The 23,165-nt window shown below is 68.8% G+C and carries 18 protein-coding genes, 1 tRNA gene and 1 pseudogene; 5 read left to right on the forward strand and 15 right to left on the reverse strand.

Features of this window, described 5'->3' with window-relative positions; genetic code table 11:
• Both LK10_RS22160 and LK10_RS02235 read left to right on the forward strand, forming a co-directional pair.
• Positions 1-242: pseudogene (locus LK10_RS22160) on the forward strand (thiamine pyrophosphate-requiring protein); the annotation flags it as partial.
• A gap of 87 nt (positions 243-329) precedes the next feature.
• Positions 330-1,790 carry a cation:proton antiporter domain-containing protein gene (locus LK10_RS02235; RefSeq protein WP_231567556.1) on the forward strand — a complete coding sequence of 487 codons (1,461 nt, stop codon included), beginning with the start codon at positions 330-332 and terminating at the stop codon, positions 1,788-1,790.
• Between the two features lie 27 nt (positions 1,791-1,817).
• Here the strand turns inward: LK10_RS02235 and LK10_RS20685 are convergent, their stop codons facing one another.
• The 5 genes from LK10_RS20685 to LK10_RS02260 all read right to left on the reverse strand — a co-directional run bounded on the left by LK10_RS20685 (position 1,818) and on the right by LK10_RS02260 (position 7,976).
• Complete coding sequence (locus LK10_RS20685; protein WP_156143995.1) at positions 1,818-2,096, reverse strand: hypothetical protein; 279 nt, start codon at positions 2,094-2,096, stop codon at positions 1,818-1,820.
• 63 nt (positions 2,097-2,159) lie between these two features.
• Positions 2,160-6,641 carry an HAD-IC family P-type ATPase gene (locus LK10_RS02245; protein WP_052206848.1) on the reverse strand — a complete coding sequence of 1,494 codons (4,482 nt, stop codon included), beginning with the start codon at positions 6,639-6,641 and terminating at the stop codon, positions 2,160-2,162.
• A 7-nt stretch (positions 6,642-6,648) separates the two neighbouring features.
• Positions 6,649-6,951: a hypothetical protein gene (locus LK10_RS02250; protein ID WP_043119821.1), complete on the reverse strand. Its 303-nt coding sequence runs from the start codon at positions 6,949-6,951 to the stop codon at positions 6,649-6,651.
• A gap of 226 nt (positions 6,952-7,177) precedes the next feature.
• Entirely contained in the window at positions 7,178-7,579 is a 402-nt protein-coding gene (locus LK10_RS02255) for a cytochrome c oxidase subunit 4 (protein ID WP_043119822.1), read from the reverse strand.
• 193 nt (positions 7,580-7,772) lie between these two features.
• Positions 7,773-7,976 (reverse strand): hypothetical protein, encoded by a 204-nt coding sequence (locus tag LK10_RS02260; RefSeq protein WP_043119823.1) that lies wholly within the window; start codon positions 7,974-7,976, stop codon positions 7,773-7,775.
• An 84-nt stretch (positions 7,977-8,060) separates the two neighbouring features.
• Here LK10_RS02260 and LK10_RS21660 point away from each other — a divergent pair, with 84 nt between their 5' ends.
• Both LK10_RS21660 and LK10_RS21665 read left to right on the forward strand, forming a co-directional pair.
• A complete protein-coding gene (locus tag LK10_RS21660; RefSeq protein WP_197061827.1) occupies positions 8,061-8,549 on the forward strand; it encodes a MarR family winged helix-turn-helix transcriptional regulator in 489 nt (162 codons plus the stop codon).
• Positions 8,550-8,620: 71 nt separating this feature from the next.
• Positions 8,621-9,100 (forward strand): hypothetical protein, encoded by a 480-nt coding sequence (locus tag LK10_RS21665; RefSeq protein ID WP_043119824.1) that lies wholly within the window; start codon positions 8,621-8,623, stop codon positions 9,098-9,100.
• A gap of 30 nt (positions 9,101-9,130) precedes the next feature.
• Here the strand turns inward: LK10_RS21665 and selB are convergent, their stop codons facing one another.
• The 3 genes from selB to LK10_RS02285 form a co-directional block, all read right to left on the reverse strand.
• Positions 9,131-10,927 carry a selenocysteine-specific translation elongation factor gene (gene selB / locus LK10_RS02275; RefSeq protein ID WP_043119825.1) on the reverse strand — a complete coding sequence of 599 codons (1,797 nt, stop codon included), beginning with the start codon at positions 10,925-10,927 and terminating at the stop codon, positions 9,131-9,133.
• Positions 10,928-10,930: 3 nt separating this feature from the next.
• Positions 10,931-12,262, reverse strand: a complete 1,332-nt coding sequence (selA, locus tag LK10_RS02280; RefSeq protein WP_043119826.1) for an L-seryl-tRNA(Sec) selenium transferase — start codon at positions 12,260-12,262, stop codon at positions 10,931-10,933.
• Positions 12,263-12,298: 36 nt separating this feature from the next.
• Positions 12,299-12,394: transfer RNA gene (locus LK10_RS02285), tRNA-Sec, on the reverse strand.
• A gap of 42 nt (positions 12,395-12,436) precedes the next feature.
• Between LK10_RS02285 and selD the strand changes: the two genes are divergently transcribed.
• A complete protein-coding gene (selD, locus tag LK10_RS02290) occupies positions 12,437-13,462 on the forward strand; it encodes a selenide, water dikinase SelD (RefSeq protein ID WP_052206849.1) in 1,026 nt (341 codons plus the stop codon).
• A 15-nt stretch (positions 13,463-13,477) separates the two neighbouring features.
• Here selD and nrfD read toward each other — a convergent pair whose 3' ends face one another.
• The 7 genes from nrfD to LK10_RS02330 all read right to left on the reverse strand — a co-directional run bounded on the left by nrfD (position 13,478) and on the right by LK10_RS02330 (position 22,665).
• Complete coding sequence (nrfD, locus tag LK10_RS02295) at positions 13,478-14,566, reverse strand: NrfD/PsrC family molybdoenzyme membrane anchor subunit (RefSeq protein ID WP_043119827.1); 1,089 nt, start codon at positions 14,564-14,566, stop codon at positions 13,478-13,480.
• Positions 14,563-15,573 (reverse strand): 4Fe-4S dicluster domain-containing protein, encoded by a 1,011-nt coding sequence (locus LK10_RS02300; protein ID WP_043119828.1) that lies wholly within the window; start codon positions 15,571-15,573, stop codon positions 14,563-14,565. Before LK10_RS02300 ends, nrfD begins: the two co-directional genes overlap by 4 nt.
• Positions 15,574-18,894 (reverse strand): formate dehydrogenase, encoded by a 3,321-nt coding sequence (gene fdh, locus LK10_RS02305; protein WP_081998211.1) that lies wholly within the window; start codon positions 18,892-18,894, stop codon positions 15,574-15,576.
• Between the two features lie 91 nt (positions 18,895-18,985).
• The gene (locus LK10_RS02315) at positions 18,986-19,426 is read right to left on the reverse strand and encodes a hypothetical protein (protein WP_043119830.1); all 441 of its coding nucleotides are present in this window, start codon (positions 19,424-19,426) and stop codon (positions 18,986-18,988) included.
• Positions 19,427-19,565: 139 nt separating this feature from the next.
• Positions 19,566-20,717: an alkaline phosphatase family protein gene (locus LK10_RS02320; RefSeq protein WP_052206850.1), complete on the reverse strand. Its 1,152-nt coding sequence runs from the start codon at positions 20,715-20,717 to the stop codon at positions 19,566-19,568.
• Entirely contained in the window at positions 20,714-21,994 is a 1,281-nt protein-coding gene (locus LK10_RS02325) for an alkaline phosphatase family protein (RefSeq protein ID WP_043119831.1), read from the reverse strand. The genes LK10_RS02320 and LK10_RS02325 overlap by 4 nt, the downstream gene beginning before the upstream one ends.
• Before the next feature lie 218 nt (positions 21,995-22,212).
• Entirely contained in the window at positions 22,213-22,665 is a 453-nt protein-coding gene (locus tag LK10_RS02330) for a hypothetical protein (RefSeq protein WP_043119832.1), read from the reverse strand.
• Positions 22,666-23,165 lie beyond the last annotated feature (500 nt).

Consider the following 23,165-nt stretch of genomic DNA (forward strand, 5'->3'; position numbering starts at 1 on the left):
CCGTCACCGACCCCGACCAGCTCCCCACCGCCTGGGAGAACGCCCTCCACGCCGACCGGCCCACCCTCCTGGACATCCGCACCGACCCCGACATCCCACCCATCCCCCCACACGCAACCCTCGAACAGGCACTCAACAGCGCCAAAGCCATGCTCAAAGGCGACGACAGCGTCTGGGGCGTCCTCCGCGAAGGCATCAAGACCAAAGCCCAAGAATTCCTCCCCCACGGAAAGGACAGCTGATCGAGGGCCCTTCCCCTGAGCTGAGAACGCTTGCCATGGATCCGACGAATTCCCGCGTCGGGCAAAGGAGGCCGTGAGTTGGAGGACGTGGGGACGTTCGGGCTGGTGGTCCTTGTCGTCGCCGTCGCCGCTCTGGCTGCGGTGCTCTCGAATCGGATCAGCTCGAGGCTGCGGATACCGGCTCCGGTGGTCTTTCTCGTCTGCGCGGCCGTGGCATCCGACCTGTTCCCGGGGCTGGGCCAGATTTCTCCCCGGGCAGTTCAGCGGATCGTGACGGTCGCGCTGGCGATCGTCCTGTTCGACGGCGGGATGCAGGTCGGGTGGAGGCGGTTCCGAACGGCGGCGCTGCCGGTCCTGTGGATCGGGGTGGCTGGGACCCTGGCAACGGCCGCCGGGGTGGCCGCCGCTGCCCATTGGCTGTTCCATCTGGATTGGCCTGCCGCCCTGGTGCTCGGCACTGCGCTGTCGCCCACTGACCCCGCCGTCGTCTTCTCCGTGCTGGGCCGCCGCGAGGTGAAAGGCCGGTCGGGGGTAATCCTCGAAGGAGAGTCCGGGGCCAACGACCCGGTTGGGATCGCCTTGATGGTGGCCCTGCTCTCCGCCAGCGGCGCGGGCGGGACCGGCTTCGTGAGTGCGGCAGGAACCTTCTTCCTCCAGTTGGCCGTGGGAGGGGCGGTGGGAATCGGGGGCGGCCTCCTGCTCGGGGTATTCATGCGCCGGGTCCACCTGCCCGGCGAAGGGCTCTATGCGCTCCGTGTCCTCGCAGGGGCCTTGGTGCTCTACGGTGCTGCCACCGTCGCACACGGGTCTGGGTTCCTCGCGGTGTTCGTCGCAGGGATCGTCATCGGGGATCAGCGCGCCCCGTACAAGGGCGAGATCGCGCGCTTCCACACGGCGCTATCGAGCATCGCCGAGATCGTCGTATTCGTGGTCCTCGGTCTCACCGTGAACCTGCGCACCCTCGCCGACGGCGCCGCCTGGCTGATCGGCCTCGGGCTTGCGGTCCTGCTCGCGCTGATCATACGGCCCGTCCTCGTCGGCCTGGTCCTCCTCCCGGTGAAGCTCTCCCTCGGGGAGCGCATCTTCGTGCTGTGGTCGGGGCTCAAGGGAGCCGTGCCGATCCTCCTTGGAACCTTCGTTTTCAGCTCGGGGCAGTCGGGAGCCACTCGCATCTACGACATCATCTTCGTCGCGGTGGCGTTCTCCGTCCTGGTCCAGGGAGGCCTCGTCCCCTGGGTGGCCTCCCGCTGCCGGGTCCCGATGCGCGCTGTGGAGCCCACCCCTTGGGGACTGGGCCTTCGGTTCGCGGAGCCCCCTCGAGGACTGCACCGCTACCGGGTATCTGCGGGATCGAAAGCCGACGGGAGCGCGGTAGGAGACCTCGGCCTCGGGAAGGACATGTGGATCAGCTTCGTCCTTCGTCACGGCAGGCCCGTCCAAGTGCGCTCGTCGACGGTCCTCGAACCCGAGGACGAAGTCCTGGTCCAGTTGGACGCCGAGGGTTCGGCCAACCCCGGAGGGATGTTCGGGAGACCCGAGGCCGGCTGAAGCCGAACCCTTACCGCGCTCCTGGTCTCAGGCTTCTTCCAACGCGTCTCCGAAGGCCCTGAAGGCGCTGTGGCTCGAGCTCTTCGAGAGGATGTGGCCGGCGGCGAGAATCCCCGCGAGGGGCCATTCTAGGATGCCGGCTGCTGCCAGCACGCCCAGACCGCCGAGGAAGCCGAGGTCCTCGACGGGCGGAAGCGTGATGGACCCGAGCCCCTCGAACTTGATGGTGACGCTGTGGTGCTTGGTCGCCTTCTCCGCAGCTTTCGAGTAGGTCCCCTCAGCGCGGGCCTGAGTGGTTGTGGTCATGGTCTCTCCCGTGACGAGAAATAGGTTGATACGGAGGATCAAGGGTTCTTCTTCTGTCAGCACTCATGCAGCCGCCCGAGGATCTGTAGTCTCTGCTGGGGTCTCCACTGCCCTGTGCGCCGACTCCTGAGCCTGAGCCCGGGCCCGGACCACTCCGAAGAGGACAACCGCGAGACTCGCGGCACCGGCGATCCCCCATCCGAGCGGTCCGAGCGGCACCGAACCGAAGAAGGCGCTCAGTACGGGGGTCTGGATCACGGCGGCCAGGGCGGCCAGGGAGGCTGCCCCACTGGCCGCCACGCCCGGGGCGCGGCCCCCGGTCGTGAAGGTCTGTCCGAGCTGAGTGGCGACGAGGGACACCAGGGCGACGGTGGGCGCCGCTGGCCCCAGCCCGATCATCCTGGCTGCTGCCCACCCCGCTCCTGCTCCAGCCGTTGTCAGCACCGCCCTCAGCCCCACCTCCCTCGTGAGGGCTGAACCCAGGGAGGCTTCTGGTCCTTCTGCCAGCATGTCGGCGGTCGAGTCCGCGTGCGGCGGACGCAGAGCGACTGCCAGGGCAGGCGCAAGGTCGGTGAGGAGGTTCACCAGCAGCAGCTGGCGGGCCTTCAGTGGCGACAGGCCGGTGAGCAGCGCCCCTAGGAGGGTGAACGCGATCTCCCCGAGATTGCCTCCGACGAGGATGCCGAGGGCCTCTCGGACGGAGCCCCACATCGCCCTCCCTTCGATGAGCGAGGCGATGATCGTCTCGAGTCTGTCGTCGGTGACCACGAGGTCCCCGGCCGCACGGGCGGCCGGTGTCCCGCGCCGCCCGAGGGCGATCCCGACGTCTGCGAGCCGGATGGCGGGCGCGTCATTCGCGCCGTCGCCTGTCATGGCCACCGTCCGGCCCAAGGCTTGGAGCGACTGGACGACGCGCACCTTGTGGGCCGGGGTGCTGCGTGCGACCACCGCGACCTCTGGGAGGATTCGGGCAAGCTCGCTGTCGCTCAGAGAGTCGACCTCGTTTCCGGTGATCACCCGGCCGCCGTCATTCAAGAGGTCGAGGCGACGTGCGACCGCGGTAGCAGTTCCCGGGTGGTCGCCCGTAATCATCAGGATCTGCACCCCGGCGGCGCGGAGGGCATCGACGGAGGCCGCGGCCGCGGGGCGGACCGGGTCCGTGAGGGCCAGGAAGCCAAGGAAGGCCAGCTCCCGGACATGTCCCTCCTCGAGGCGGCGGGGGCTCTTGTCGAAGTGCCGTTCGGCCACGGCCAGCAGCCTGTACCCCTGCGAGGCGAGCTCTTCGACGCGACGCAGGAGTTTAGCGCGGCCGGCCTCGTCCAATTCCCGCTGCCGCTTGCCCGCCATCGTCAGCGTGCAGTGGGCCAGAATCGTCTCCGGCGCCCCCTTCACGCTGAGCAGGCCGCCGTCTTGACAGGAGCCGAGCGTGGCGTGGTAGGCCCGTGAGGGTTCGAACGGAAGGGCGCTGGTCCTCTTCCAGCCTTCGGCTCCCAGACGGCGGGTCACGTCGACGGCGTGGGCTGCGGAGGCGATCGCCCGGTCGGTCATATGGGCAAGCGGGCGTCGGCCTTGGGCCTGCGGGGTGGCGCGCAAGGCCGCGGCCAGGACCCGCAGTGTCATCGGCTGCGGGTCATTCAGTGGGACCAGCTTCCCGGCCGGCCCGCTGGCAGCGTCCAATGCAATGCGGCCTTCGGTGAGGGTGCCAGTCTTGTCAAAGCCGAGGACGTCGACGCGTCCGAGGGCTTCGATCGTGCGGGGGTTGCGCACTAGCGTCCCCCGGTTCGAGAGCCTCCGGGCGGAAGCGAGCTGTGCGGCGGTGACCAGGAAGGGCAGTCCCTCGGGCACCGCTGCGACCGCCAGGCTGATCCCGGCGCCGACAGTGCTTCTGAAGGGCCGCCCCCGCAATAGCCCGGCGAGGACCACGCCGACGGCTGATGCGAGCGTGATGGGCAGGGTCACGTCTGTGATGCGGGCGAGCCTGGCCTCGACACCGCCCGTGGCCGAGCCGGGCCGAGTCGCCGCCATGCTGCGGCCAGCCTCGGTCGAGGAACCCGTCGCGACGACCACCGCGGCGCAACGCCCTGCGGCGACCGTCGTCCCCTCATAGAGCATCGAGGACCTCTCTGCGACGACGTCCGCAACGACGGGAGCCGCGGACTTGCGCACCGGGAAGGGTTCGCCTGTCAGCGAGGATTCGTCGGCCTGGAGGTCCATGGCATCGAGGATGCGGCAGTCGGCAGGCACCACTTCGCCCGGGCCGGTCAGGACGACATCGCCTGGCACGAGCTGCTCCGCGGGCACGTGGATTTCCTCTCCGTCGCGCAGCACCCGGGCGGTGAGGGCGCTCTTGGCCAGGAGTTCTCCGAGGGCGCGGTCTGTGCGGGAGCGCTGGACGCCGCCAATCACGGCGCTGAGGACAGTGACGCCCGCGACGAGGCCAGCGTCGACTATGGCTCCGATCGCAGCGGAGAGGGCCGCACCCGCACCCAGGATGGGGGTCAGAGGGTTGTTCAGCTCTTCGACCACTGCAGCTGGGAGGCCCATGACTGACGGGGTTCCCGGCTCCCAGCCCTGCCGCCTTCGCCTTGCTTCCTCCCGAGCCAGGCCATGGCGGGACGCCGAGAGCGCCTCGAGGACGGCGTCTGCGGGCATCGCGTGCCACGGAACCCGGGAGACAGGGGGGCTGAGCGGGGCGCGGACGAGCCGTGACGCCGACCAGGCCCCTGATGCGAGCGAGATGGCCGCCGCTATGTTCACAGCGAGGAGCGACCGTGGTGCGGCAGCGGAACCAGCTGCCGCCGAGGTGGCCGAGATGCCGCCGATGGCGGTGGCGGCCTCTGCGAGCATCACGCTGCGCCTGCTCACCTCGGCCGCTGCCGCACATGCTTCGATCAGGAGGGCCGCCGAGGCGTAATCCTTTCCCACGAGGATGTGAGCGCCCCAAGGCGGGGCATCATCTCCCGCGCGGCTCACCCCGACGCCCACGTCGGCTGCAGCCAGGGCGTCCCGGCGATGGGAGACCAGCAGGACGGCGCGGCCCTCGCCCTGAAGGCTCCTGACAGTCGCCGGGAGGCGAGGTCCACCTGGGAGGATCTGGTCGGCTGTGAGGGACAGGCTCGGGGCGCCTCGTCCCGCGAGGACGAGCCGAGCGCCTGACCTGTGTCCGGCGACTGTCAGCGCCTCGAGCGATTCGTGGGGCTCCTCGACTACGGCCGCGACGGCCATGAGACGCCGGCCCTGTGCGAGGCCGAGCACGGCCGACGCCGCCCCCTCGAGTTTCGCGCGCTCCCTCGCACCCCGTCGCCCCTCCAACTCGAGGTCGTCGAGCGGAGCGAGGTTCCAGTCCCCGTCGGAGCGAACGGAGAATGCGGCGTCGGGCCGGAACAGGGAGTGCAGCTTCTCGGCGACGATCGCGGGATCGGAACCCGGCAGGGTGAGGATCCGTCCCAGGAGGTGAGGGCCAGTGACGAGGACATCGGCGTCCAAGACTATGGCATCGATCCGGTCCAGCCGCCTCAGTGCGCCTGGGTCGAGGACGAGGGAGCCCTTGGACGCAAGGTGCCTGCCAAGACAGGACGAGAATGCCTCACGGCCCGTTCGGGCCGCTTTGGGAAGCGAGGCGAGGGCGAAACCGACGGCTTGCCTCGGTTGGCCCGTCGCGGCCATTGCGAGACCGAAGCCCGCCGCCCCGAGGGCTGCGGCGCGGTCGGCCCATTGTTCCACCGGACCGGCGGGAAGCTTCTGCGGGCGCTCCACGACCGATGGGGGCGCGGCGGCCCTCTCGGGGGATGCGAGAAGCCCGCCGGCCTGCTGCCTCCACGCGGCGGACTCGGCTCTGGCCTCGGCCAAGGCAAGAGTTCGCTGTGCCGCGTCCACGACCAGGCCGACGACTCCGCGGGCCATGGCCTGAGCAGCGGAATTCGTGAGGGCGAGCACGAGGTCGGCGTTCCCCTGCCCCAGCTGCGCCTCGAGAACCTTCCTGAGCCGGGGGGTGCTGTCCACGACGGAGGCAGCGGCCGCGATCTCCTGAGGGAGAACAGGGGCGCCGAGGGCTCGTACCGCGACCGCTCCGGCAAGCCCGACGACGTCGGCCCCCAGCTCGACTGCCGCCCTCTCGGCCGAGACCGCGTCCGTGGGGGCGTCGGCTGTTTCCCGCCCCCCGTCGTCGGCGGTTTCAGCGAACTCCGCCTCCACCCGCTCGACAATTGGGACGAGCTCGCCCAGCAGTGAGCGGGCCCGGGGATCGTCTCCCGCCGCATCCTGAGGAAAGGAGACGACCACGCGGCCCAGAGGGGAATTGACCCTCGCCCACTGGACCGCGGGATGCTCCTCCAAGGCCGACTGAAGCGCTTCGATGTACCGTCCGCTGCCGGGGCGGTTGACACCTCTTGCTTCAATGGCAGCCTTGCCGTCAATGGCCCAAGCCCGTCGGCCTGCTACCCGGTCGGGCACGACCGCGTCGAGCAGCCGCTGCGGAAGCGAGGGGACCCCCAGCTGCCGGGCGGGCTCGACGAGTGCCTGCAGTAGCGACGGGAAGAACGGCATCTAGGTGCTACTGCCCGCTCCGGCGCCGGTTGGATTCGGCGAACCGCTCCGCGACGTAGCTTCCGATGCCCACCGCGGCCACGACGGGCCACTCCAGCGCTCCGACTACCCCGGCCGCGGCGAGGCCCCCGAACCACAGCAGCCGCTTCGGTTCCATGAGCTCGTTCAGTGCCGGGATCTGCGGGACCGTGAAGGAGATCTCCTGGCCCCCCATTCCCCGGTTGTCACCCGTGGTTGCAGGGCTAGTCGTCGTTTCCTTCTCGTTGCCCGTGTTGCCCGTGTTGCCGGTGTTCGCTGTGTTCGCCGCCATGACGTCCTCCTGGTCAAGCAGGTGTTCTTGTTCTTTTTTGAGCCCTCGGGGGGCCCCTTGTACATATCGGACTTTGTACATATCGGATCGGAAGCTGTGGGGGGCACGGATACTCCCAGCAGTTCGCGCTCCTTGCAGCCTCGCACTAGAAATGCCCGCGAAGGCGGGAAGGGAAACGACAACTGCGGAGGGCTGCGAGGCAGCACGGTCGAAGGCATAGACGGGGTCAGTGGCTGTGGCTGCCGCGGCTGTACTCGAACACCCAGCCGATGAGAGCGATGAAGGCGAACCCTGCCCCGATCGGCATGAGCCAGTAGGCGATGGCCAGCCCGAGGACCGATACGGCGCACCCGGCGCCCAGCGCAATCGGCCACCAGCTCCAGGGGCTGAAGAAGCCCTGCTCCCCCGCTCCCTCGTGGATCTCAGCGTCCTCCCGGTCCTCCGGTCTCGTGCCAACGCGCCGCCCCGTGATCCAGAGATAGGTCGCGATCATGATGCACATCCCTGCGACCAGACCCAGCGGTATGCCCCCCGCGAATTCGGACCAGTTGGTCATGAAGCCGTAGACGATGTTTGCAAGAACGAGGAAGACGAACAGCGCTCCGAATAGCAAAGACTCAATCTTCATGGCCTTCTCCCGATGGCGTTCATTGTGCTGATTGGTAGACCAGGTTCACACCGGGGCCAGGGCGGTTGTCCTCAGGTGCATTCCCCTCGTCCTCTCTGACGACAGCTGCACTTCTGCAAATGTTGCGCTGCTCATGTTTTGCCCTCTCTCGGCGAGAGGAAACGAACTGCCTTGCGGGGCACCGAGGGCCCTTCTATGCGGCCATCCGAGTTCGACGACGGTCGGGGGCCTCGGCGGGAGCGGAGCCTTCCATCTGGCTCGCGCCGAGGCGCGTGACGATTCCCTGCTGGCCCAGTTCCTTCCGGAAGCGCAGGCGCAGGATCTCCCGATTCTCCTCCGTCACGATCTCGAGGGGAAGGGATCCGACGCCGAGCCGGCCGCGGGGCTGTAGAATCAAGATATGTGCAGAATGCACATATCTCTGAGAGGGCACATATCTCTAAGAGGATTGTCTAAGAAGGTTGCAGGGAAGGAGGCCCCAATGGCACCCATGGACCGCCAGGCGCAGGGCAGCGGGGCCTACGACGAGGTCGAATCGGTCCTGCGCGCCTCACGCGCGCTGCTCGGCGTCGTCGCCCGCTCCGTCGCGGAAGCCCTCGAATCGGTGACGCTCCCCCAGTTCCGAGTCCTAGTCGTCTTGGCAAGCTCCGGACCCGTCCCGATCGGGATCCTCGCCGCAAAGCTCGGCAGCGTCCCCTCCACCTTCAGCCGCTTCCTGGACCGGATGGAGGAATCAGGACTCGTGGCCCGGCAACCGAGCCCCGACAGCCGGCGGGAAGTCCTCATCGCCCTGCAGCCCAAAGGCGCAGCAATCGTCGAGGAAGCCACCGAAAGGCGCCGCCAAGCCTTCGCCGAGATCCTTCACCGCCTCGGCGAGCCCCAACGGGCAGCGCTCCTCGCCGCCATGGACGACTTCTCCGCCGCAGCCGGCGAGCCCGCACCCGAGACGCTCCTGATCCTCGGCCTCTGAAGTCGGCGCGGGCGCCCAGATCGGGCAGAGGACGTACTCTGGTCGCACATGCCCGCGAACAGGAGGCCCTCATGGGGACGACGAATTCTGATGTCAAGGCGACCGCATCGGCGGCGGAAGCAGCCATCCGTCATTCGATCACGCGGATCGAGTCGAGCCTGGACCGGGTGACGCCTCGCGTCCGGGGCGGGCTCGACGAAGTCCTCGACGGGCTCCGCCACCGGCTCGACGCCCTTCCCCCGGTGGCCGGAAGGGTAAGCCTGGCTGCCACGAAGGGGTCCCAGAAGGCCGAGGCTGCAGCAAGGGCAGCGACCGCCCGGCTGGCCGAGGCAGCAGAGAACTTGGCCGATGCGGTGTCCGAAGCCCCGGTGCCAGCGGGCAGGGGGGCTGTTCGGGCCGGGCAGAACGCGATCGCCGACGCCGTCAAATCGGCCTCCGGGGAACTCCGGCACGTCTCGCGGAGCGGGCGCCCGGCGGCCACAACGATCATCCTCTTCGCCGCGGTCCTTGCAGCCGTGCTGCTCCGACGCGCGGTCGAGCGCGCCGACTAGGACAGCTCGGGGCGCGCGGTCGCCTTCTGGTCAGCGCACCACCTGACGGTGACCGGCGTCCAACCGCTGGGTCCATCCGCGCGAGTCGAGATGCTCAAGCAGCGGAACCGCGATCCGGCGCGTGGTGCCGAGCGCCTGACGCGCTTGGCTCGTGGTGAACGGTTGTTCCAGACGGGCCAGGGTTCGCATTGCCAGCGCAGGCGCGGAGGGCAGAAGCACCACGCCGTCGCGCAGCCGCAGCACACGTCCGGCGCGCTCTGCCGCAGCCAGCTCCCGAGCTCCGAGCCCCAGTGCGGCCAGCTCGTCGGCCTCGGGAGCCTGGAAGGGGTTCGCGGCGAGCCTTCGCTCCACTTCGGCGACGGCCGTCCCGACGGCGCCGAGCTCGCCATCGCTTCCCGGCAGCCGGACGTGGCCGCCGTCCTGTTCGAGGCCCGCACCGCGGACGACGGGTGCGAGAAGCCTCTCGTCGGGCAACTCGAGCAGGTTCCGCGCAGCGCCCATGGACAGGCCCGGGGCCAGAGGATCGCGCTCGTGCAGGTCCTGGACTGCAGCGCGCAGCCGATGCTGCCACGCCTCGACGACGGGAGCGTGAACCCACCAATCGCCGAGAACCCTCACTCCTGAGGGCGCCTTCGCGTCCTGCTCGGAAAGCAGCCCGAGCCGGCGCAGATGCTGCACCTGCACCGCGCCGCGTGCCGAGACGTGACCCAGCACGTCTCCAGTGGGATCCATGGCCGCAAGCCGCTCCGCCCACTGGACGCCCTCGCCTCGCCGACGCAGGGACGGCGGATCGGCGTCGAGGATGCGAGCGCCGCCCAGCACGGAGCGGCTGCTCGGGTCACGTAGCACCAGGCGGTCCGCGAGGGCGAGCGGCAGGTGTCTGCGGAGGACGAGCCGCGCGTAGTCTGCTCCGAAGGGACGCAGCCGGGCAGGCACAGACGCAGTGCCAACGTGAACCATCAGTTGCTCCGGCACGTCCGTGTAGGGCGTGCCGGTCGTCCGCTGGATGCCCACTACACCCGTGGTGTGCCACGCGTCCGGGGTGACGAGCGCGTCTCCGCGTCGGACCTCCGAGGCGGCGACGTCGCGCAGGTTCAACGCCACTCGGCTGACCGGCCCGACGGATGTGTAGGCCGTGTCGCGGCTCTGCAGGCCACGGACCACGACAGGGCGCGAGCCGGATTGGCCGAGCAGTTGCAGGCGGTCGCCTTGAGCCACACTTCCTGCCCCCAGTGTTCCGGTCACTACGGTCCCGGAACCGGTGATAGTGAAGGAGCGGTCCACCCACAACCGGACGCGCCCAAGGGTGGTGGGGGAAGGCACTCGGGTTAGAACGCCGTCGAGCGCGGCCCGCAAGTCGTCCAGTCCGGTGCCGTCGACGGCGGAGACAGCGACTGCGGGCGCGTCCCGCAGCCCGGTCCGCGCCAGCTCGCTCCGGGCCTGCGAGAGCACGTCCGCCACCTGCTGTCCGGACGCCCGGTCAGCTCGGCTGAGGACCAGGACTCCGTGCTCGATGCCCAGGGCAGCGACGGCGTCCCGGTGATCGCTTGACTGCGCCTGCCAGCCCTCGTCGGCGGCGACGACGAAGCAGACTACGGGGGCGGGCCCGATGCCGGCGAGCATGTTGCCGAGGAAGCGTTCATGGCCGGGCACGTCCACGAACGCGACCTCCTGCCCCGACGGCAGCCGGGTCCAGGCATAGCCCAAGTCAATGGTCAGCCCGCGGCGCCGTTCTTCCTCCCAGCGGTCCGGCTCCATGCCGGTGAGCGCACGCACCAGAGTGCTCTTCCCGGAATCGACGTGACCGGCTGTGGCAACGACCTGCACCTTTCAGCCGGCCCTGCCCGCACTCGCCGTCCCGAGGGCTGCCAGCGCATGCCGTACAGCCTCGAGGATTCGGTCGTCGTCCCTTTCGGGCACACAGCGCAGATCGATCAGACAAGAGCCGGCGTGGACGCGCGGGACCACGGCCGGGTCTCCGGTTCGGAGAAGGCCGGCAAGCCCCTCCGGAAGCCGGATCGCCCAGCCCGGCAGAGCAAAGCCGGGGGCGCCGCCGCCGCCGACCCGGCCTTCATGTTCCACGACAGGTGCACCCAGAGCTTGGGCGAGCCTGTCGGTCCGGCGCCGAAGCTGCTCCACGTCGGCATGCAGCGCTTCGACAACCGGTGGCGCCGCGCCGGCGAGCGTGGCCTCCAAAGCGGCGAGCGCGAGCTTGTCAGCCCGGACGGCACGGGCGAGCGGATGGCGGGACAGCCGCTCGATGGCCTCCTTGCGGCCCAGCAGCAGACCCGCCTGAGGGCCGCCCAGCAGCTTGTCGCCGCTGGCGATGACGACGTCGGCCCCGCTCGCCAAGGCGGTGGCAGCGTCGGGCTCGTGCGGTAGGTGCGGGTCGGGCTCCAGCAGCCCGCTGCCGAGGTCTGCAACCAGTGGCACGCCGTTAGCGTCCGCGAGAGACCTCAGCTCATCAAGTGGAACCGCGGAGGTGAAGCCGCCGACCCAGAAGTTGCTCGGATGGACCTTCAGGATGCATCCCGTGGCCGGTCCGAGGGCACCGGCATAGTCGCGCAGGTGCGTCCGGTTGGTGGTCCCAACCTCGTGGAGCGTCGCGCCCGTCGATTCGATCAAGTCGGGCAGCCGGAAGCCTGCACCGATCTCAACGAGTTCTCCGCGGCTTACCACCACCTCCCGGCCTGCGGCGAGGGCCGTTGTGGCCAAGACCAGAGCAGCGGCACCGTTGTTGACCACCAAAGCGTCCTCGGCGGCAGGACAGGCGGAGAGCAGTGCAGCTCGGGCACCGGCACCGCGTCGGGAGCGGCGCCCGTCTGCCAAGTCCAGCTCCACATCGACGTAGCCGCTTGCGGCGACGAGGGCCTCGACCGCACCGGCTGAGAGCGGAGCACGGCCGAGGTTGGTGTGGACGATGACACCGGTGGCGTTCAGCACCGGGCGGAGCGTCGTCGCCCTGCGCGCGGCAACCGCCGCCAGCAGCGCCGATTCCACCTGTCCGGGAGGGATGTCACCGCGTCGTGCCCGGGCCTGGACCTCCCGGACGAGTTCGCGGATGACGCGCTCGCTCAGCCGGGTGCGGGCCTCGTGGACCGCCGGCAGCGCCAGCAGGTCGTTCGTGCGAGGGATCTGGCGACGCGGATCGACCTTGTCCACATCCCCTCCTCGTCGCGGCATCGCCTGGGCGTTGATTGGCGGTGGCGGACGGGAATCGAACCCGCCAGGCCGAGATGCTCGGCCTCACCGGTTTTGAAGACCGGGGAGCCCACCAGGAACCCGGACGCCACCGGAGCCCAATCTAGCAGTTGGTTGCAGGGGTAGGCTGAGCGGGTGAATGAGGCCCCGACGTCACCCTCGCAGCTCGTCGACAGTGCGCTCGGCGCGCCCCGGCTGACCGGCTATGCCCACGGTGGCGGCTGCGCCTGCAAGATTCCTCCCGGCGAACTCGAAGATGTGGTCCGCGGTCTCGTCGGCCAGCCCGGTGCGGACGTGCTGGTAGGCCTTGACAGCGGCGACGACGCTGCAGCGGTCTTGGTGCGCGAGGACTTGGCAGTGCTCTCCACCGCGGACTTCTTCACCCCCGTCGTCGACGATGCCTTCGACTGGGGCCGAATTGCCGCCGCCAACGCCCTCTCGGACATCTACGCGATGGGGGGCCGCCCGATCATGGCGGTCAACCTGGTCGGCTGGCCCCGGGGTGAGCTGTCACCGGAACTGATGGCCGAAGTCCTCCGGGGCGGCCTGAGCGTTGCGTCCGAAGCTGGTTGCCCCGTCATCGGAGGCCACTCCATTGACGATCCCGAGCCGAAGTACGGCATGGCGGTAACCGGCGTCGCCCATCCCGACCGGCTGCTGCGCAACGATGCCGCCAAGCCAGGGCTGCCGATCACCTTGACCAAGCCGATCGGCGTCGGGCTGCTCAACAACCGGCACAAGCAGACGGGCGAGGTCTTCCCCGAAGCGGTCGCGACGATGGCGAGCCTCAACCGCGATGCGTCGCAGGACGCCGTCGTGGCCGGCCTGCGGGCGGTCACGGACGTGACGGGTTTCGGGCTGCTGGGACACCTTTACAAGATGTGCCGTGCCTCTGGCGTGGGCGCAGTGATCGATCTGAAGGCGGTGCCCCTCCTGGAAGGGGCTCGGCAGGCGCTGCGGGATGGCTTTGTCTCCGGCGGGACGCGGCGCAACCTCGACTGGGTGCGGCCCCACGTGCGGGCCGCTTCCGGCGTCTCGGAGGACGATCTGCTCCTCCTTGCCGACGCTCAGACCTCCGGCGGCCTGCTCGTCGTCGGCGAATTGCCCGGTCACCCCGTCGTCGGCCACACCACGGTGGGCGAGGGCATAGAGGTCCGCTAGCCCGCGGCCGCCCAGTCAGCCCGCCGTCGTAATCGAATCGTCAGTGATGCCAGCCGCGCGGCGCCGCGCGAGCCGGGTCTTCTGCGGTTCGATCGTGTAGCGCGGATCCCTGGCTGAGGAGAGGCCCGCCTCGAACACGCCGAATCGGGTAAGGGCCGAGGCCGCTAGCAGCGACAGCCCCGAGGCCACGGCTACTGCGCGGCTGCGTCCGGCCAGCAGGGTCCCCGCGCCACCGGCGGCCACCAACCGCTCGCTCCATTTCAGCATGGCACCGGCCTTGCCCTGGCGCAGGGGCTCCGCTGCGACCGGATCCATCCGATGCTCCATCACGCGCATCGCAATCAGCTCACCCACCACGCCGAGCGCGCCGAGGGTGCGGGCGGGACCGGCCTCGCGCACCGGAGTGGTGATCATGGCTAACCCGGCGGAGGCGAGAGTCGCCGAGCTCACGAAGACGAACGGCAACTCCTCGTGACCAGCGTTCCACGTCGGCGTGGCCGTATCCCCGAGCAGGACCGCCGTGTATGCCGCGAGCGGTCCGGCGAAGAGCGCGGCCTCGAAGCCGGCCGGCCCCTCGACAGCCCGCAGCACGCTACGCAACGGCCCCAGAGGCAGACGATCGTTGCTGAGGCGATCGATCTCCGCCACCGCCGAAACAGCCGTGCCCGTGCTGAAGGCGCTGAGAATCCACGAGCCGACACTCATCGGTGAGGTGACCTTGAAGGTCCGCAGCATATTGAGGAAGCGCTCGGGCCTGCCCAGATCCTTGACCAGGGCAACAGCACCGACGCTCACTGCCGCGAGGGCACTCAACCGGGCATTCCGTCGCAGCGTCGGCCGTCCGGTCAGTTGGCCGCCGAGGCCGAGCAGGGCCGAACCCCCAGCGACGCCGCCCAGGAACAGGTAGACGGCAACGTCGTCGCCCCAGGGCGCAGGCTTGACCACTGGACGGCCGTAGTACGAGGTGAACTCCGGCTCCGGAACCATGGGCATCTCCCTGGATCCGTCACCGCCGTCTCGACGCCGGCCGCCGCGCTTGCCGTCCGGCCGACGGCGTCGGGCAGGCTCAGGCGGTCGAAAGCTGTCGAAATCCGAATGGGTCACGCCCGTCCTCTCAGGAAAGCCAACGCGGCTGCGGCAACCATGCCGACGACGGCCACTCCGGCCCGCCGGTACATCGTCGGCAGATCGGCCGTGGGCACCCTCGGGTCCGGTGGGAGCCCGTAGACCTCCGGCTCATCAAGCAGCAGGAAGACCGATCCGGTTCCGCCCACGCCGTCGAGCTCGTTCGCGCCATAGAGCCTCGCTTCTGTGAGGCCCTGCGCGTGCAGGTCGGCGACCCGTTCCTTCGCCGTCTCCACCATGTCGTCGTGGTCGCCGAACTTGATCGAGGTCGTCGGGCAGGCCTTGGCACAGGCAGGGGTCTCGTCGGCAACCAGCCGGTCGTAGCACAGCGTGCACTTCTGGGCGATGCCAACGTTGGGGACAGCAGGATGCTGGGCGTGCTGGTCCTCCCGCTCGGCGGCGACCGCGACCGTCCCGTCGCGGCGGCGCTCAATCACTCCGAAGGGGCACCCAGCGACGCAGGTCCCGCAGCCGTTGCACACATCGTCCTGCACCACCACTGTGCCGAACTCTGTGCGGAAGAGCGCCCCGGTCGGACAGACATCGAGGCAGCCGGCGTGCGTGCAATGCTTGCAGACGTCAGAGGACATGAGCCATCGGAAGTCGGCTGTGTCCGGCGGTGTCGTGTCCACCTCGGCAAGATCAGGAGCAATGGCCGGAGCCGCCGAAGGAGGACCGATCGGGGGCATGCCCAGGTTGACGAGGGCACGCCCGGACTCCCGTGCCTCGGCGATGCGTTCCCGGCCCTGTTCTACAAAGGCAACGTGCCGCCAGGTACTGGCACCCAGCGCTCCCGTGTTGTCGTAGGAGGACTCGAGCAGCTCCAGATTCCCGTCCTGGGGATTGTGGTTCCACTCCTTGCAGGCGACTTCGCAGGCCTTGCAGCCGATGCAGATGGAAGTGTCAGTAAAGAACCCCTTCCTCGGATGGCTGTGCTCCCAGTGGGCGTCGGCGGCGGGATCGGTCGGTCCGGACAGCTGGCCCATCTAGTCCTCCATCGTCGAGTCGGTGCCGGGATCGATGCCTTCGGCGGCTGGATCGGTGACCGCGCGGTTGCCGGTCTCGATGGTCGTTCCGGCGCGGGCCTGGTACTCCGCAACCAAGGCCAGCAGGTCCGCCCCGCGCGGCCGGCGGCCGGGACGGATGTCACAGGAGGCGACCTTGGACTCCTGGATCTGGACGTTGGGATCCAACGTCACGCCCAGCAGATCGTTGGCCGCGTCCCCGCTGACGACGGCGTTCTTCCCGACGCCCCAGTGGTAGGGCAGCCCGATCTGGTGCACGGTGTGGCCACCGACCGCCAGCGGTGTCATCCGTTCAGTGACGATGACCTTCGCCTCGATGGCGGAGCGGGGCGAGATGATCGTTGCCCACCCATAGGGCTCCAATCCTCGCTCGGCGGCGAGCTCCGGGGAGACTTCGCAGAACATCTCCGGCTGCAGCTCTGAGAGGTACGGCAGCCACCGGCTCATCCCGCCCGCCGTATGGTGCTCCGTGAGCCGGTAGGTGGTGAAGACGTAGGGATAGACGTCCGCACCACTGGAGCCCGCGCTCGGCGCACTCAGGTTGTCCGGGCGGGGGAACACCAACCGGGCCGGGCTCTGCTGCTGCGTGTACAGCGCGTTGGCCACCGGGGACTCCTGAGCCTCGTAGTGGGTAGGGAGGGGACCGTCGACCAGTCCGGTGGGCGCGAACAACCAGCCCTTGCCATCGGCCTGCATGATGAAGGGGTCGTCTCCGCTGAGCGCCGCCGGACCGCCGAGGGCAGGGTCGGGCTGGCTGCCCGGGGCGCGGTCAACCGGGAAGTCGGGCACGTCGTCGCCCACCCATCGCCTCTGGTCCTCGTCCCACCAGATGTACTTCTTCCGCTCGCTCCAGGGTTTCCCTTGGGGGTCGGCCGATGCGCGGTTGTAGAGGATGCGCCGGTTCGCAGGCCACGCCCATCCCCACTCCGGGGCCGCAGGTCCCTGCTCGCGGCCGGGCTTGCGATTCGCCGCGTGGTTGGTGCCATCGGCGTATACGCCGGTGTAGATCCAACAGCCGGCCGACGTCGAACCGTCGGGGCGAAGCTCCGTGTACGCCGATAGGGGCTTGCCCGCGTCCGGCCCGTCCAGGTGCCGTCCGTTGATTTCGGCGAGCACTGCCTCTGGCTCCGGGTCGCCGTGCTCATCCGTGGGGTAATCCCAGGTGAGATCGAGCAGCGGGCGGTCGCGTTCGTCGTCGGAGCCCGCCAGCTTCTCGCGGATCCGCTGGCCCAGCTCGAAGAAGAACTGCAGTTCGCTCTGGCACTCCCCCGGCGGTGCGACCGCTTGGTGCCGCCACTGCAGCAGCCGCTGCGTCTGGGTGAACGATCCCGCCTTCTCCACGTGGCTTGCTGCAGGGAGGAAGAACACCTCGGTCTCGATGTCCTCGGTGCGCAGCTCCCCGGATTCGATCTCCGGGCCGTCCTTCCACCACGTGGCAGACTCGATGAGGTTCAAGTCGCGGACGACGAGCCACTTCAGGTGCGACATGCCCAGCCGCTGCATCCGCCCATGGGCCGAGCCGACGGCCGGATTCTGTCCGAGGAGGAAATAGCCTTCCACTTCGTCGGCGAGCATGCCCATCACGGTCTCGTAGGTGCCGTGCGCTCCGGTCAGCCTGGGAAGGTAGTCGTAGGCCCAGTCGTTCTCCTCCCGCGCGGCCTCGCCCCACCAAGCCTTCAGGAGGCTGATCGTGTAGGCATCGGCGTCCGCCCAGTATCCCTTCTGCTTCTTCGAGGCGATTGCTCCGAGATAGTCGCCAAGGGTGTCGTGGCGGCCGGCGCTGGGCATGGGGAGGTACCCGGGCAGCAGGTTGAAGAGGGTCGGGATGTCCGTGGAGCCCTGGATGCTCGCATGGCCTCGCAGGGCCATGATCCCGCTGCCGGGACGGCCCACGTTTCCGAGCAGAAGCTGCAGGATGGCGGCGGCACGGATGAACTGCGTTCCAAGGGAGTGCTGGGTCCAGCCGACGGCGTAGGCAAAGCAGGTGGTCCTGTCACGCCCTGAGTTTTCCGAGATGGTGCGGGCCAGATACTCGAAGTCTGCGACTTCGATGCCGCACATGTCCTGGACCATCTCCGGGGTGTACCGGGCGTAATGCCGCTTGACGATCTGGAAGACGGTCCTCGGGTCCTGCAGCGTGTCGTCACGTTGCACTTGGGCATGCTCGAGGGCCGGGCCTCCGCTGCCGAACGTGTGGCCAGCGGCGCGGGCCGAAGCATCGGCGCCATGTTCCGAGCCAGCTCCAGGCTCGTCGATCGTGCCGCCCTCTCCTTCGGCGTAGGCCCACGAAGCCTTGTCGTACGCGCCCGTCTCCGGGTCGAAGCCGGAGAACAGGCCGCCGAGATCCTCGGCGTCGCGATAGTCGTCATGGACCAGCGTGGCCGCGTTCGTGTACGCGCTCACATACTCCTTGAACCAGAGGTCGTTGGTGATGACGTAGTTGATGAGGGCGCCCAGAAGGACAACGTCAGAGCCGGCCCGGATGGGGATGTGCTTGTCAGCAACCGCTGAGGTGCGCGTGAACCGAGGATCGACGTGGATGACCTTCGCTCCCCGGGCTTTCGCTTCCGCAACCCACTGGAAGCCCACAGGATGGCACTCGGCCATGTTGGAGCCCTGGATGACGATGCAGTCGGCGTTGGCCATGTCCTGCAGGGATTGCGTTGCACCACCGCGCCCAAACGAGGCTCCCAAACTGGGAACCGTTGCGGAGTGTCAAATGCGGGCCTGGTTCTCGGTCTGCACCGCCCCGGCGGCTGTGAAGAGCTTCTTGATCAGGTAGTTCTCTTCGTTGTCGAGCGTCGCCCCGCCCAGCGAAGCGATGCCCATCGTGCGACGCACGAGCCGGCCTGCTTCGTCTTCCTGCTGCCAAGTCCTGCGGCGCGTCTCGATGAACCGGTCCGCGATCATATCGACGGCGGTGGCCAGATCCAGATGTTCCCATTCAGTCGAGCGCGGCGCACGGTAGAGCACGCGCGTCTGCCGGCCTGGCGAATTGACCAGCTGCTCACTCGCCGAGCCCTTGGGGCACAGCCGGCCGCGCGAAATCGGCGAATCCGGATCGCCCTCGATCTGGACAACCTTCTCGTCCTTGACGTACACGCGCTGCCCGCACCCAACGGCGCAGTACGGGCACACACTCTGCACGACGCGATCCGCGGTGGCTGTCCTCGGGCCGATTGCCTTCGTCCGGGGCGAGGTCACCGAGGGCCCACGGCCCAGCAGATCGCCCGTGCGCACCTGCCGGACGACAGGCCATTGAAGGAAACTCCTCGGTGCCATGTTCCGGAGCATATCCCACCCGGCGTCGCGAGTGACAGAGCAGCGGGGCGGCGGGCCCGAACTCGCTCCTACGACGGCGTGATCCCCCCAGCTAGCCCGAGCCCTCTTCCTTCGGGCTCTCGACCTCGACCACGTCGTCGTCTGTCCTCTGCCGCCCGAAGGCCGTCTCGAACTGCCGGTCGAACTCGCCCCAATCCCGCGCGAAGAACACCGCAGTCCTTCCGTCCGGCACCGCGCCCCTCACAGTGAACTGCGAGGCGTCAGGACTGTCCGCCGATTCTGCGAACCCTGCCTCCTCGATCCCGATGCCCACGTCCTCGAGCGCCCCACGCATCCTCGCCAGCAGTTCCCGCCGGGCCGACACGGACATTTCGTCCTCCAGCACCTGCACCTCGGCGGTGATCGTCGCCCCCTCTGCTTCGCGAGGAGTGCCCGGGCCGCCGCTTGCCTCGATCCCATGGTCTGAGAGGCCGGAAAGAGCCTTTTCGAGGTCGTCTGAGGAGATTCGTACGCTGGCGAAGAGACGCTTCATGGTTTCATCCTTCCCCCGGGCCGGGCGTCCAACCGGATGCTGCCTCGTCCGCCCGGGCGGCCTCCCGCACCGAGCCCGGCGGCGCCGCCGCTGCATCCTGCCCAACCTCGAGTTCCGGCCCGACGTCGTTGGTAGGGGGTCAGACGCCCTTGTTGTACACATCGAGCCCGAACCGGTTCAGGCCGGGCGTACCTGCATAGCCGAGGTAGGGCAAGCCCTTGAGGTCCTCGATGCTCGCGAGCAGGCTGTAGTGGTTGTACGGGGTCGTCGACCACGTCCCGCCCGCAGTGAAGGGCGATAGCACGAGCGCCCCGACCCTGCCGCCGCCCATCCCCGTGATCCCAGGGAGGGCCGCGTTGGGGCCGGGCCCCTCGCCGCAGCACGCACTCGCATCCTGCTGCGGACCGTCCGATTCGTCGAACGTGATGACCAAGACGCCGTCCTTCTTGAACGCGGGCGAGTTGGTGATGACGGGAACCCATTGCTTCAGCCACGCATCGGCCGAGACGAGCCCGCCCGGTTCGCCGTCCACACACGGCGAGTCGTGGCCGTCGTGGCACAGATTCGGGGTGATGAAGGAGAGGTCCGGGGTGCTCGACGCAGACGCCAAGTCCCCGCTCAGGGCGGACAGGTCGACGTCCTTGGCCGCGCAGTCTGGGGATCCTGTGATGCCCGCGAAGTATACGAACGGGTTGTGGCGGGCGGCGTATTGGTCGCCGACCCGGGCCTTCTGGGTGTCGTCCACCGCGCCGAGCTGCGGATGGCGGCAGGCGGTTCCCATGTCCTCCATGTAGCCCTTCCACGTTTTGCCTGCGGCGGTGAGCTGGTCGGCGATTGTCTGCACGCCGGACGGGTAGACGCACCCGCTGCCGACGGCCTGGCCCTGGTCCGCCGTGCCGCTCTGGACGAACGGGGAGTAGGTCTGGCAGTCAGCCTGGGTCTGGCTGTTCGGGCCCTGCCCCGAGACCTCGGATATGTAGTTGTCGAGCGAGTTGTGGCCGGTGCCGTAGTAGCTGTTGAGCAAGACGCCCTGCGAGCGCAGCGTCTGCGAAAGGTAGGGGGCCTGCGAGGACGATCCCCAGGTCTCGTCGTAGCCCTTGTTCTCGAGGTTGATGACGAACACGTGGGAGCTCGCGGGCAAGTACTGGGAGGTCGGGCCGGCGGCGTGTGCCTGCTGACCGGCTCCGCCGCGCACGAGCGCCACGGCGGCGAGCACCAGCACGGCCGCGGCCGCGAGGACGACGGCGAGCGGCCGCCGCTGCGTGGCGGCGGCGAGGTCTGAGCGGATCATGAGAGCTTCCATCCTTCCGAGACAGCTCGGTCCCTGAGCGGCTTCCATTCGTCCTCGGGGTCCCCTCCCGGCAGCGGTGTGCAGGCCGCACCCGCCGCGAACGGCGGGACGGCGTACGCCGGTGCGCTGAGGTCGGGCGCTGACGTGAAATCGAGGACCTCGGCAATGTTGGCGGCGTTCGCATCTCGCGGAGTGAGGGGCTGCAGGTTCCAGCGCCACTCGATGGCCTTGAGGACTGAGGTGTGGTCGTACGTGCCAGAGGCCACCGCGCCTCGGCGGGCGAGCGGCGAGACCAGGAGGGCCGGGACGCGGAAGCCGCGCAGCGCCGTCGTCGGGCTTACATCTGGAGCGGTGGTCGGGGCGACATGGTCGTAGAAGCCGCCCCACTCATCGAAGTTGACCACGAGGAGTGTCCGGGACCACTGCGGCGACGCCGTCACGGCTTGGTAGACCTCGTTGAGGAAGAGCTCACCCGAGCGGACATCGGCGTGCGGATGATCGTCGCCTGAGGTCCCGGAGCTCTCGTCCGTGAACCGGGGGTCCACAAAGCTCACAGACGGGAGGGTGCCGGCCGCGCAGTCGCTGAGGAACCCCGAATACGGTGCCGAGATGGGCAGGTACTTGGTGCCCCACAGGGCCAGGAACGGCACGTCGGAGTAGTAGTACTTCCCGCTCACCCCGGCTGCGGCGAGGCGGTCCCAGATGGTGGGGATGGTCGCGGTGGCAGTCGAGTTATGGAGACGGTCGGTCTGAGCTGCGTGCTGGTAGAAGCGGTTGGGGTAGGTCTCGGCCATGACGGCGGCGAAGTAGTTCTCGCACACCGTCCAGCCGGGGGCGGCCTGGGCGAAGAACTTCAGGTCGGCATCGGTGTAATAGCCGACGGCGAAGTCGTCGTTCTCGCCTGCGCGCAGCCAGCCGTCGCACTTCCCGTTGTTGTATTCGATGAGCCCGCCCTCCTGAGAGTGGTCGGGATCTGGGTGGCCGCACCCTTGGAAGTCTGTGAGGTGGTGCGTCCCGTGCGGGACCCCGTAGCGGTCGACGTAGGTGAGCCCGCCTTGCTTCCCGTTGGCGCCGGGGAGCCAGCCGAGGAAGTGGTCGAACGAGCGGTTCTCCATCATCACCACGACGATGTGGTCGATTCCGGCGGTGCCGGGGTCGACAGGCAGGGAGGCAGGCGCGACGCTCCGCGCGGACGACGGGGCATGCCCAGCCAGGGCGACGGCGCCGAGGGCCCCGAAGGACGCTGCCGAGAGGAAACTGCGGCGGGTAGTAGTCACGGCCCACTAAGCTACCGGCTGGTAACTGCCCTCTGGGGGCACTTCACCGATAGTTCACCTTCTGTTCGAGAACTCCTCGCCCGTGGGCTGGCGGTGGCGCGTTGAGGTCGCCGATGCTGAATTTCCTGCCCCAACGGCGTTCGGTCTCCGGGGCACCGCCCAGCAGGGTTCTGGTGGCTGCCTTCCTGCTGGGCGCCGTCGTGGCGTACCCGCTTAGGTCAGGGTGAGACCTGAAGTTGGGCGTTCCCGATCCCACCGGGGAGGAATCCGGGGAGTGTCAGGAAGCTCTCGTCGGTGCCGGTGTAGTGGCCGAAGGTGGCGGGGATCGTCACGGTCGACTCGTACCCGCCGAGCCCGTTGAGCACCGTCCCGTGGATGATGATCTGGGTCCCGTCCGTGGAGTAGTTCCACGTGACATCGCCCTTGTCTGAGGCAGCTCCGCCCCCGCCGTGACCGCAGTCCGAGCCGCTGTAGTCTCCGGTGCCGTCGCTGTTGAGCGCCCACCAGATCCACACGCCGCCGCCCTGCTTGCCGCTGATGTTGTCGGAGAGGGCGATCTGGTAGGCGGCCTTGCCGCCGTAACTGGCCGAAGCAGGCGCTGCAGTGGCGAATGCGGCTGCCGCGAGGGCCGCGACGGCGACACCGGCCATGGCCGTCCTGGGTGCCTTCATGATTCTTTCTCCTGATCTCGTGCGAGGAGCACGCCCCCGTCTTTCTAGCGTGGGACGGGCGGCAGGCCGCCGGACTCAGGTCCGGTCGGCGGTGGGGCCGGAGGTGTTGAGTGCCTCTGGCCTCGGCGTGAGACCTCGCCGACTCAGGGTGCTTTCCGACGAACATGTTCCACCCCATGGATCGACTCGGGTAGGGGTCTTTAGGCCCTACCCGACGTCGGAAAGGTCTCATGCCTGCCTCCCAGACCAGCGCACCGCGCCCGCAACCGTCCTCTGTTCCGCCACTCGACCTTCGGCGCAAGCGCTCAGGGCATTTACTGCGCGCGCCACGACGCCTTGCAGGCTTCGTCAAGGAACCGATCGGCCCAAACGTCTCGACTTCGCCCAGAGCGCGACGTAGCTTGGAGGCGCAATTGCGGGCGGCTGACGCGATGGTGCTCCGAGCCGCGGTTGAAGAGCTGACAAGGGGCGGATCTCCTGCGGGGACAGGGGCACCGCCG

This window comes from Sinomonas humi, assembly GCF_000802235.1.
In the GTDB taxonomy this organism is placed as follows: Bacteria; Actinomycetota; Actinomycetes; order Actinomycetales; family Micrococcaceae; genus Sinomonas; species Sinomonas humi.